The 12,490-nt window shown below is 39.0% G+C and carries 10 protein-coding genes; 1 reads left to right on the plus strand and 9 read right to left on the minus strand.

All coding sequences use genetic code 11. From position 1 onward, the window contains the following. Position 1: 1 nt before the first annotated feature. From cysK to AC3E9U_RS02390, 9 genes are all read right to left on the minus strand, one after another. Positions 2 to 913, minus strand: coding sequence for a cysteine synthase A (gene cysK / locus AC3E9U_RS02350; RefSeq protein WP_488745297.1), 912 nt, complete (start codon positions 911 to 913; stop codon positions 2 to 4). 131 nt (positions 914 to 1,044) lie between these two features. Continuing rightward, entirely contained in the window at positions 1,045 to 1,860 is an 816-nt protein-coding gene (epsC, locus tag AC3E9U_RS02355) for a serine O-acetyltransferase EpsC (protein ID WP_488745298.1), read from the minus strand. After that, entirely contained in the window at positions 1,860 to 3,092 is a 1,233-nt protein-coding gene (locus AC3E9U_RS02360; RefSeq protein WP_488745299.1) for a sulfate adenylyltransferase subunit 1, read from the minus strand. The genes epsC and AC3E9U_RS02360 overlap by 1 nt, the downstream gene beginning before the upstream one ends. A 188-nt stretch (positions 3,093 to 3,280) precedes the next feature. Continuing rightward, positions 3,281 to 4,183, minus strand: a complete 903-nt coding sequence (cysD, locus tag AC3E9U_RS02365; RefSeq protein ID WP_488745300.1) for a sulfate adenylyltransferase subunit CysD — start codon at positions 4,181 to 4,183, stop codon at positions 3,281 to 3,283. Positions 4,184 to 4,226: 43 nt separating this feature from the next. Then, the gene (locus AC3E9U_RS02370) at positions 4,227 to 4,922 is read right to left on the minus strand and encodes a phosphoadenylyl-sulfate reductase (protein ID WP_488745301.1); all 696 of its coding nucleotides are present in this window, start codon (positions 4,920 to 4,922) and stop codon (positions 4,227 to 4,229) included. Positions 4,923 to 5,467: 545 nt separating this feature from the next. Then, positions 5,468 to 9,013 (minus strand): M1 family aminopeptidase, encoded by a 3,546-nt coding sequence (locus AC3E9U_RS02375; RefSeq protein ID WP_488745302.1) that lies wholly within the window; start codon positions 9,011 to 9,013, stop codon positions 5,468 to 5,470. Continuing rightward, positions 9,006 to 9,902 carry an ABC transporter ATP-binding protein gene (locus AC3E9U_RS02380; RefSeq protein WP_488745303.1) on the minus strand — a complete coding sequence of 299 codons (897 nt, stop codon included), beginning with the start codon at positions 9,900 to 9,902 and terminating at the stop codon, positions 9,006 to 9,008. Before AC3E9U_RS02380 ends, AC3E9U_RS02375 begins: the two co-directional genes overlap by 8 nt. 128 nt (positions 9,903 to 10,030) lie before the next feature. Continuing rightward, entirely contained in the window at positions 10,031 to 10,237 is a 207-nt protein-coding gene (locus AC3E9U_RS02385) for a helix-turn-helix domain-containing protein (RefSeq protein WP_488745304.1), read from the minus strand. A gap of 4 nt (positions 10,238 to 10,241) precedes the next feature. Then, entirely contained in the window at positions 10,242 to 10,757 is a 516-nt protein-coding gene (locus AC3E9U_RS02390) for a DUF2975 domain-containing protein (protein ID WP_488745305.1), read from the minus strand. A gap of 327 nt (positions 10,758 to 11,084) precedes the next feature. Between AC3E9U_RS02390 and AC3E9U_RS02395 the strand changes: the two genes are divergently transcribed. Then, positions 11,085 to 12,485: an anthranilate synthase component I family protein gene (locus AC3E9U_RS02395; RefSeq protein ID WP_488745306.1), complete on the plus strand. Its 1,401-nt coding sequence runs from the start codon at positions 11,085 to 11,087 to the stop codon at positions 12,483 to 12,485. Positions 12,486 to 12,490: the final 5 nt, after the last annotated feature.

Genomic DNA, 12,490 nt, shown 5'->3' on the forward strand with positions numbered 1-12,490 from the left:
TTTAGAACAGCCCTTCTATGGAAAGGTAGCGTTCTCCGGTGTCGTAATTGAAGGTTAGCACAGTCGCGCCGTCGGGAATTTCATTGATTTTCTTGGCAACCGCGGATAAAGAAGCACCTGTGGAAATTCCAACCAGAATGCCTTCTTCTTTGGCAATGTTTCGGGCATTTTCAAAAGCTTCATCCCTTCCTACCTGAATTACTTCGTCAATTAAATCATTCCCGTAAATGGTCGGAACAAAACCAGCTCCGATACCTTGCAACGGGTGTGGTGACGGTGCCCCTCCGCTTAATACCGGTGACAATTCCGGTTCTACCGCAATTACTTTAAGCTTTGGGAATTTCTTTTTCAAAACCTTTGCCGTTCCGGTTATGTGTCCGCCGGTTCCTACTCCGGTTATCAGATAATCCAACCCTTCCGGAAAATCGGCTATGATTTCCTGTGCTGTTGTCTGTTCATGTACTTCCACGTTCGCAGGATTATCGAACTGTTGCGGTGACCAGGCATTCGGGATTTGGCTTACCAACTCGTTGGCTTTTTCAATAGCGCCTTTCATTCCTTTTTCGCGTGGAGTCAGTTCGAATTGTGCGCCGTAGATTTCCATTAGCTTTCGACGCTCCACACTCATCGATTCCGGCATTACCAAAATGACTTTATAACCTTTAACAGCGGCTACCAAAGCCAATCCGATTCCCGTGTTTCCAGAGGTTGGTTCAATTATTACACTATCCGGATTGAGGATTCCCTTACGCTCGGCATCCTCAATCATTGCCAATGCAATACGATCCTTTATACTGTTTCCCGGATTACTTCTTTCCAGTTTAATCCATACATTTTTGTTCGCTCCGAAAAGCTTGTTGATTTTCACCACCGGCGTATTTCCTATGGTTTCTAAGATGTTGCTCTTTTTCATAATTTATTATTTGTGTTGTTGGTTTTATTTTTCTTTTTTCCCGCAGACTTGGCAGACGACGCAGATTTTCCCTTTTCTCTTTTCCCTTATCCCTTTTCTCTTGTCTCTTGTCTCTTGTCTCTCTCCCTCCTCTATATCACAAAATTCAAAGGCTCTGGAAACGGGTTCTTGTTCTTAATAACGATCTCGCTCTTATGATACACTAAGGACTTTGGCGGAATTGAGTTCGTAATCCAGACATTTCCCCCTATTACCGAGTCATCGCCTATCACCGTTTGTCCGCCCAAAATAGTTGCGTTGGCATAAATCGTTACATTATTTCCGATGGTCGGATGGCGTTTGGTTTCGGCTTTGTCCTTGCTTACGGTCAACGCTCCCAGGGTTACGCCCTGATACACTTTTACATCGTTCCCGATTATTGAAGTTTCCCCGATTACGATACCTGTACCATGATCGATAAAAAAACGTTTCCCGATTTTCGCTCCCGGATGAATGTCGATTCCCGTTTTGCTGTGTACATATTCCGAAATTAATCGGGGTAGAATCGGCACTTTGTGTTTCCACAGTTCATGCGCGATTCTGTATATGGCAATCGCGAAGAATCCCGGATAAGCAAGAAGTACTTCTTCCTCAGAATTGGCGGCCGGATCAAATTCCAGCACCGCTTCCAGATCTTTTTCCAGATTTTCGTGGATGACTTCCAGATTTTCAAAAAACGAGTAAACAATTGCTTCAATAGCTTCCGGTTCCGTTAGTACGTTCTTCAGTAATTCTTTTAATTGTTCTTGCAGTTCATCTTCTTTGCTGAAAAAGAAATGGTAACCTTCATATAATTCTCCGAAATAGAATAACCAGTTAAAAACAGCTTCCGTCCAGACTTCCACCTCGCGTTTATCCAGTAGTTTTTTAAGCTGTTTCCGATTCTTTTGAAATATAAAATCTCCCATTACAAAAACATTAAGGCTCCAACGGTGTTAAAAGTGGTTTCATCAACTAAAATCGCATTCCCGTTTTTCGAATTTTCCGCAAAAGCATCAAAAAACAAGGGTTGATTGGTTCGTATGGAAATCTGACCGATATCATTTAGCTTAATATTTTCGGCACTATTGAACTGCCATTGATTAACATCCCAAGTCTGATCAACCGACTGGATTTTAACCCGAACCGTCCTGAATCGATGTTGTAACAGATACGTTTTCCCGATTTGCAGCGGCTGATTGTCCAACCAACAAATCCAGGTTTTCAGGTTGTTGTCCGCACTTGGAACGTTCTCCGATTTTACAATACTGTCACCACGGCTGATGTCTATATTATCCGCTAAATGCAAAACGATGTTATCTCCGGCAATGGCTTTTACGATGGATTGCTGATGTTTTTCGATTTTAGCGATTGTTGTTTCAATTCCGGATGGCAGTATTTTTACCGCATCACCTACCTGATAACTTCCGCTCAGCACCTGACCGGCATAACCTCTGTAATCGTGATGGTCCTCATCTTTTGGACGAATTACCCATTGTACCTGAAAGCGCGCGGATAAATTTTCTTTGGTCTGAATTTCGATGTGTTCCAAAGTACTTAACAGCGTATCGCCTTCAAACCAAGGTGTGTTTTCTGATTTCGCCACGATGTTATCGCCGACCAAGGCACTGACAGGTATATAGGCGATTTCCTCATACTTCAGATTTTGTTTTAAGTTCTCGAAATCCGATTTAATCGTATTGAAAACGTCTTCCGAATAATCAACCAAATCGATCTTATTGACAGCCAATATCGCTTTTTTGATGCCCATTAAAGAACCTACACTTGCATGTCTTTTGGTTTGGGTTGTGATTCCTTTTCGCGCATCCACCAAAATGATGATCAAATCCGAATTGGAAGCTCCCGTAATCATGTTGCGCGTGTATTGTTCATGTCCGGGTGCATCGGCGATTATGAACTTTCTCTTTTTGGTGGAAAAATATTTGTACGCGACATCGATGGTAATCCCTTGTTCGCGTTCAGCACGCAATCCGTCAGTAATCAAGGACAAGTCGATTGCCACACCTTCCTGTTTGGTATGTTTTTGCAAAATTCCCAGCTGATCAGTATGTATGCTGTCGGAATCATAGAGTAAACGACCTATTAGCGTGCTTTTGCCGTCGTCTACATTTCCTGCGGTTATGAATTTTAATGTGTTCATTTTTTATAGTTTTTTATTTTGCCACGAAGGCAGTAGGACTCTAAGTTTTTTTTTTTATTTGTTTCTCCACAAAGACACTCAGTCTCCACGTTTTCTATTATTTTTTTTCTCGCAGACTGGGCAGATTACGCAGATTTTTTCTCTTGTTTCTTGCTTCTTGTCTCTCTTCTTTTCTCTTTTCCCTTTTCCTAAAAATACCCCTGCTTCTTTCGATCCTCCATCGCGGCTTCCGAAAGCTGATCGTCCAGTCGCGTTTGCCCTCTTTCACTGATTCTTGTCTGAATAATATCCTCAATAATATCCTGAATTGTAGTGGCTTCGGAGGGAACGGCGGCGGTACAGGTCATATCTCCCACGGTTCGGTATCGTACTTTTTCCACAACTACTTCATCGGTTGGTAAAGGTTGGATGAAGTTGGAAGTAGCAACTAATTTGTCCTGATGCACGATGCATTCCCTTTCGTGGGCGAAGTACAGGCTCGGCAATTCGATGTTGTTCTGTTGGATGTAATTCCACACGTCCAATTCGGTCCAGTTGCTGATTGGAAAAACGCGAACGTTATGACCTTTCTCGATTTTACCGTTTAAAATATCCCATAATTCCGGGCGTTGCAGTTTTGGATCCCATTGACCGAAATCGTCCCGAACGGAGAAAATACGCTCTTTGGCTCGGGCTTTTTCTTCATCACGACGCGCTCCGCCGATGCAGGCATCGAATTCATTTTCCTGAATGGCATCCAATAAAGCATAAGTTTGCAGTGCATTTCGGGAAGGGAAACGGCCTTGGGTTTCTTTCAGATTGTATTTTCTGATGCTTTCTTCCACTGAAGCCACAATTAGTTTTTCTCCGATCTTATCGGCTAAATAATCTCTGAAAGCAATCGCTTCCGGAAAATTGTGTCCCGTATCGACATGGACTAACGGAAATGGAAACTTCCCAGGTCGGAAGGCTTTTAAAGCCAAGTGCACCAAGACAATCGAATCTTTTCCGCCGGAAAAAAGCAAAGCCGGTTTCTCGAACTGCGCTGCCGTTTCCCTGAGGATGTAGATCGCTTCGTCTTCCAATTGATTTAAATAATTTGTTACGCTCATATCTTTATCTATTTTCTATGTTCTATATTCTATCATCTTAAGACTAACTATGCAACCCACATTCCTTCTTGGACACGTCTTCCCACCACCAACGGCCGGCCCTGAAGTCTTCGCCTTCTTTTACGGCCCGTGTACAAGGGGCACATCCGATACTGATAAAGCCTTTGTCGTGAAGCGGGTTGTATGGAATTCCCTCCTGAATAACTGCCGCTTTGACTTCTTCCGTCGTCCAATGCAAAAGCGGGTTGTATTTGTACAGTTGATTTTGCTCGTCCCACTGAACAACTTCTAAAGCATTTCGATTGGGAGAATGTTCAGCCCGTAAACCGGTAATCCAGATCGTTGCGCCCTTCAATGCCCGTTGCAAAGGTTCCACTTTTCGGATATGACAACATTGTTTCCTTAGTTCCTGACTTTCATAAAAGGGATTGATTCCGCTAGCATCAATAAAATTTTCCAAAGCCCGATTGTCGGGAAAATAGCTTTTAATTTTCTGTTTGTAGCGTAATTCCGTTTTATACCAGGTGTCATACGTTTCAAAAAACAATCGGCCGGTATCCAATGTAAAAACCTCAATATTTGCAAGCTTTTGGGCGAATATTGCATCAGTGATCAATTGGTCTTCAATCCCGAAACTGGTTGAAAACACAATCTTCCCCGGTACGTTTTCAGAAAGTATTTTCAGGTTTTCAGCCAGATCTTGGCTTTCGGTTAAATGGTTGATAATTTCTGTATTCATTGGTTATGGTTTGATATTCGGATATAAAAAAAGCCCCTTGAGATCAAGAGGCTTACGTTTTTAAATACTATTCTTTACAGCAAATAATACGACAGACGGCCTCTTGCGAAGTTTCGCATACAACACATCATCATCATACAAACTGCAGATGCTAAAATTGTCGTTATGGCCGTAAGTGTGTTCATTTTCTATTTTCTATTTTCTATTTTCTATTTTCTATTTTATAAAATTTTGCAAAAAAAAAAACTCCCCAATTGCTTGAGGAGTTTTTGCTGAATATTTATGATTTTAAATATTAACGAATAGCAAAGCCCTCCTCATTGTCTGAGCAGCACATACACATCATCATATTTAAAACTTGGTTTTTCATTTTGTTATATATTTTTACAACAGTGCAAACTTATGTTATTTTTTTAATACGCTCCAAATTATTTTTTTTCTTAATCACTGATTTTTCATCAAAAAACAAGCAAAAACACTCGTTTTTAATCATGAAACGCCTTAAAAATAAAGGTTTTTATGCAATTTCAATAATTTGGAAAATTTTATTCTTTTTTTGAAATTTCTTTTGAATTATCCTCCAAAAAAGTATCCATAATTTTCAGATTAGGATCGATTTCGAGTAATTCCGGTTCGACTGAAAGCGTCATTTTACCATTTACTTTATTGTTTTGTATCGGATAACTTTGAATATGCAACTTTCCGTTTATATCATAAATTCCGATATCTATAGTACTGTCATTTGGGATAAAAGTTTGCTTTCCTTTACCGTCTTCCCGGAATTTTTTAGTGCTGATCTCAAAAATTACCTCATATTTCCCGTTAGCCGCTTTTTTGGATGAAACGGAATCTACTTTAGCCGAATAAGTGACAATCTGCTTGAATAATTCATCAATTTTTCCGTGTAAGTCCGAAGGGGAAACTTTATAAATTTCATTCAGAAAATCACGGGTATCGGCTGGTTTATTCGGAAATGCATATTTCGTCATCAAACTTCGCAAAGCCTTGTTTATATTGGTTTCCCCGATTAACATTCGTAACTGATGCATAACCACAGCTCCTTTATTATAAGGCAAATGTGGCGTGTCATAGTGCGTTTTGTATAATGACATTTCAGTTTCAAAACTTCTACTGCTCAAATACAAATCCTGGTGCATTCGTAACGTTTCCAAAGCGCGATCCCAGCCGTGACGTCTTTCATAAAGCATGATTTCGGTGTATTGTGCCAAAGTCTCCGTTAAAATCCAACCACCTTCCTTTTCTTCCGGATTGAACTGACCGTTCCCCCACCACTGATGTGAAAGTTCGTGACCGGCCAACTGATTGATAACGTCTTCCTTATCGCCTTTTGTAATATCACTATAAAACCCAAAATTCTCTTTCATGTATAATGTGGATGGGTAAGCGGTAGCCGCAAAACCTTCCGCGAAAGCTGAAATTTCCGCATAACGAATCGTTTTATACGGATAAGGTCCGAAATTCATCTGGCAATAATCCAGAGTTCTCTTTGTAGCTGAAATCAGTTCATTGATATTCCTACTATGACGTTTATCGTAATACACTTCAATAGAAATTCCTTTATACTGTTCTTTTTTCACCTCATATCGAGCAGATGAAAACGCAAAACGAAAAGGAATTTTACCGCTGGTTTTGTATTGAAAATAATTTCTGCCATTCGATTCCCACTCTTTAACCAAGTCGCCTACCCCAATGGCCTTCTGGTCCTTTGATGTGGAAACAACGACTTCCAAATCAATAAAATCATACGGCTGGATTTCTTGGTCTTCTAATTTACGGATTGGAGTTTCAGCCTTCATTTTTCGCGATTTCCGTTCTTTGGAATTGGTTATCTCATTACCCGACTGATAACCAAAACCCGGATAATACCTGCTGATACGCATAAAGGAACCATTGTCAATAATAGAATTGAATCCTGTATGCCCTGTAAATGATGACCATGAAGAAACAAAGGAAAAAGTCATTGCGATACGTTCTTTTGGTCGCAAAGGTGATGTCATTCTGTACCAAAAATGACCGTATTCTGCATCAGTGGTAATTCTTTTTGCCCGTTCAATGGCAACGGATTGCAACTGAATATTTTCATCTACATACAAAAGAAGGCTGTCAATGGGTTTGTCGGAATTGTTTATCAGCTGATACGTTCCTTTTACTTCATAACGATTTTCTGATGGAAACAAATCAACCTTTGTTTTTACTGAAGTGATGGTCGGCTGATCAAAATTCTGAAATGGGCGATACTTTTCTTCGTAGTGCTGCTGCCAGTCGAATTGCTCGTTCGCAGTTAGATATCGATTTTTGATGTTGATTTCATAAAAGGTATAACTTCCAAAACCCATCAGCAGCAAACTTCCCGTAATCAAAACCGTTTTTTGAAAAAATGTTATCTGCTGATTTTTAAAAACGGTTCTTATCGATCCGTTTCGCTTCCAAAAAATGCTGCTCAAAAAGAGTAAAACCAAAGACAAACCGGTTGCATAGAGGATTTTAATAAGAAACGAAAAAGTGTATTGCCCGAAACCGTTCATATCGAAATATTCCACTTTCAAAGTATCGGCAAAACGGAATAACGGATACGTCACACCAACCATCTGCCCAATACTAGTCGATACTAAGATTATTGTAATTGAAGCTATTACCAAACCAACATACCTGCTTTGAATCATTGTTTGCACCGATAAAACCAATACCGCAATTAACACCATCGGCAATCCCAAAAAATAGAACAACGACAAATACAAGGTGATTTCAACAGGTGCATTTCCTTTTAGTAACTGAAATGAAACGCCAATACAAATTCCCAGTAAAATTAATAGAAAAGGTACAATCGATAAAGTAATCCATTTCGAGAAAAATGTCATAATCGGATAGTGAGGCGTAACATTTTCCAATTGCGAAAACCGAACGGACTCACTTCGCCATAATAATTCGCTACTATAGAAAAGCATAATGAGAATCAGGATAATTGGCGATCGGTCCATTAAAGTCGTAATCATTAATCCGGTTGTGGCAATGCTTTCGGCCATACGTCTCCCGCCGTCAATTTCATCAGATATTTCGACAGCCAGCAATCCCGTCAACATAATGACGATCAACACAAACGGAATGCCTTTTATAATCTGGCGTAAATCGATAATGACAAAACTCTTCAGTACTTCAAAATTATGTCTGAACGTTTGAAATTCGACGTTTGCAGAAAGGAACACACCCGGCACCCAAATTTCTTTTTGATTTTTAGAAGTTGATTTGCCTGGCTTCTCCCTCAGATTTCGGAAGGAAAACAACCGATAAGAAACAGACATGATAATCAGCGAAATTCCCATCCACAGACTTCGGTTAAACAAAAAGTTACCACTCAGGGAAAACAGTTGATCATTCTTCTGAAAAACAGTCCAATAACGGGTCTGTTCAAAAAAAGCTGCCAAACCAAAAGGATCGAGTTTTGCCATTAGGCTCATCGCTTCGGGAGTGGCCGGTGAAGCTCCTGCAAAAATGGGCGAATTAGAAAAAACCGAACCCATCACATACAAAATGTAAATAAAAAGTCCGCCAACATAAATCATGAGTTTACTTCTTGTAAGCCAGGCTAAAGCCATCAGTATTGAGGCAATCAAAAACACGTTTGGGACAACAAACAGCAAGGTCGGAACAATATAATTTACTATTGAAAAAGGCCCCATCTGTTGTACTTCTGAAGGAAAAAGATGTCCTATGAGAACCCCTAAAACAAGCATCAGAAACGATAAGAAACTAATCGCATAAATGACTGAAAAACGAGCCGATAGGTACATAAATTTCGATACCGGTGTAGCATAAACAATAGAATCAAACTTGGTTTCTGAGTCTTTCAACTGCGTTTGTGCGACCAAAACCGTCATTGAAAAAATAAGGATCAGCGACATCATGCCAATAAGATAACTGATGATATAAGGCGAATTGTGATTCGTATTGGCAAATGAAAAATTACCTTTCGTCACCATAAATCCCAACAAAAAAAGCGAAACCAACGTTGCATAAAATAAAAGGGTTCGCGTGTGGCAATGCCATTCGAACTGCAATAACTTCTTAAACATGGCTTTTCTTTTTTGAGTGATTAGCAAATAACTCTGAGAAATAAACGTCTTCCAGTTCCGGTCTTATCGGAGTAAAATTATGGTTCAATGGAAGATCGGAATAAACATTGACGCGCATTTTACCTGCATATAATCGTGTCGAAATCACATTGTGTTCTGCTTTAAATGTTTCGAGTTCCGATTTCTTGATGTTTCGTGACCAGATCTTTCCTTCCAAAGTCTGAATTGCCTCAAACGGATTGCCTTCCAACACAATCTGACCATTAATCAGGATTGCCATCCTGGTACATAAATCGCGCACATCGTCAACAATATGTGTTGAAAAAATTACTATTTTATCTTCTCCGATTTCACTTAACAAATTATTGAAACGATTGCGTTCTTCGGGATCCAAACCCGCTGTAGGTTCGTCTACAATAATGATCTTCGGATTACCTAAAAGCGCCTGGGCAATTCCGAAACGTTGACGCATTCCCCCGGAAAACGAATGCACCGCTTTGTCTTTGTGGGGCAGCAGATTGGTTTGATTCAATAAGAAAAGGATCTGCTCATGACGTTCTTTTTTACTAACAATTCCTTTAAGGACAGCTACATGCTCCAGCAATTGATATGCTGAAATTTTAGGGTAAACGCCAAACTCCTGCGGCAGATAGCCTAAGTGCTGACGAATGTGGTTCGGGTTTTCCAGAATATTTTTCCCATTGAATTCAATGCTGCCATTATCTGGTTGCTGTAGCCCCGCAATTGTTCGCATCAGTGACGATTTTCCGGCTCCGTTTGGTCCTAACAAGCCGAACATTCCATTGTTAATTTCAAGCGAAATACCATCGATCGCTTTTACTCCGTTCTCATACGTTTTTTGGAGATTTTGAATAATTAAACTGTTCATTTTTGATTGATTTTTATGATTATTGATGATTATTGATTGAATTTTGAGAATTCCGTTTGAAAAAATTTGGGCAAAAAAATCCCTGTCGGTCAAAAAACCGATACTATTTTATTTAACTGAAATGGTATTTACTCGCTGATGTATTCTAAAATGTCTCCCGGCTGACAATCCAAAGCTTTACAAATCGCCTCGAGCGTTTCAAACCGGATACCTTTGGCTTTGCCCGTTTTGAGAATTGACAGATTGGCCGGGGTAATACCCAGAATTTCCGCCAATTCTTTTGACTGCATTTTGCGCTTGGCCAGCATTACATCAACATTTACGATAATTGGCATGGTTCTAAATATATAAATCCTGTTCGTTTTGCAACCCGACACCTTCTTTGAAAATTGCCATTAGGAAATAGGCAAATACCCCAATGATTGCATGTGCAACAATCATGGGAAAAAAGGGCATATCCTCGACCGAAAAAATACTTAAAAAACCAAACAGCACAGGTGACACTACTAAATTAACAATACAGAAGGCGGTCAGATTCCAGATTCCGTTTTTAGTAAATAAAGGTGTTTGTCTGAACGTTTTAAAAACACTCCCCAAAAGCCAGAAAAACAAGCCGTAAAACCCTACTATTAAAACCATTTCCGCTACATAAGCAAAAGAATATTCGCTGCCTAGCAAAAAACTTTTTTCAGTAAATGGATATTGAATTACAAAACGATTGTTCTCGGTCAGCTCAAATGTTGGTAATTTAAAAACGACCGAAAAGAACAAATGAAGCGCCGTTAAAATATAAGCGACTGCCAATACTCTGGACAGATAAAATAAGATTGTCGATATAATCCGTACTAATTTCATGATTTAAATTTAAAATTCTATAGAACGAAATTAATAATTAATTATCATAAAACAATAATTATTTATCATTTTTATATAAAAAATCAAAAATACAGATTTGAGAGTGAAAATTTATTTTAAAAAAAACTTGTGTAACCCAAAAACAATTCTATAACTTTGTGCCATACAAAAATCAAAATGAACAACATTTTAAACAATACTTGGTGGTGGAACAACTTACGTCGAAAATCGTGAGCGAATCCTCCTATCTGTATTTTTAAAACCAAAATAGATATAAAGGCTTGTCAATCACGACAAGCCTTTTTTTATTTCCAAAATTTAAGCATCATGAGAAAATATAAATTACATACACATTACAAACAAATCCTTGCCGACACTATTACACCGGTGAGCATTTATCTGAAAATCCGCGACAAATTCCCGAACAGTCTTTTGCTGGAAAGCAGTGATTATCGCGGAAATGAAAACAGTTTTTCATACATCTGCTGCAACCCAATTGCAAGTATAAAAGTGGAAAATGAAATCATTACCGCTACGCTTCCTGACGGAACTTCAACCAATAAAGCAGTTGAAAATAAAAAGTATGTATCCGATTGTATTTATGAATTTTCGTCGCAATTTGAGTCGGAAAAACATGAGTTTAAATTCATCAACAACGGGTTATTTGGTTATATCGCTTATGATTCCGTTCGCTATTTTGAAAAAGTGACTATTGAAAAGAGAACCGATGATTTAAAGATTCCCGATATTTTTTATGCTGTTTATCAGAACATTATCGCTATCAATCATTTCAAAAATGAAGCTCATATTTTCTGCCACAGCACTGACAATCAAAACAATATTGCCGAAATCGAACAGGTGATTCAGTCGAAAAACTTTGCTTCCTATTCGTTTTCAAAAGAAGGTACTTCGGTTTCCAATTTATCCGACGATGATTTTAAAGCCAATGTTACTTTAGCAAAAAAGCACTGTCATCGTGGCGATGTGTTTCAGATGGTTTTATCCCGAAGATTTTCACAAGGATTCAAAGGTGATGAATTCAATGTTTACAGAGCTTTACGAAGCATTAATCCTTCTCCTTACCTGTTCTTTTTTGATTACGGGAATTTCAAAATAATGGGTTCTTCGCCTGAAGCACAACTGGTAATCAGAAATGGAAAAGCCGAAATTCATCCTATTGCAGGAACATTCAGACGTACCGGAAACGATGAGAAGGACGCCGTTTTAGCCAAACAATTAGCTGAAGATCAGAAAGAAAACAGTGAACATGTGATGTTAGTGGATTTGGCCAGAAATGATTTGAGTCGGAACTCCAATGAAGTGAAAGTCGAAAAATACAGAGAAGTTCAGTTTTTCTCACACGTCATTCATTTGGTTTCAAAAGTAACAGGAAAAATGCATTCAAGCGCTGCTACCATGGAGGTTGTTGCCAGTACCTTTCCGGCCGGAACTTTGTCGGGAGCACCGAAACATAAGGCAATGCAATTGATTGAATCCATTGAAAACACTAACCGAAATTTCTACGGAGGCGCCATTGGATTTATGGATTTTGATGGTAATTTTAACCACGCCATTATGATCCGTACCTTTTTGAGTAAAAATCATCAGTTGTATTATCAGGCAGGAGCCGGAATTACGGTCAATTCCAGCGAAGAAAACGAATTACAGGAAGTATACAATAAATTAGGAGCGTTAAACAAAGCATTAGATTTAGCCGAAACAATTTAAAATCA

It is taken from the genome of Flavobacterium sp. 21.1 (assembly GCF_057801535.1).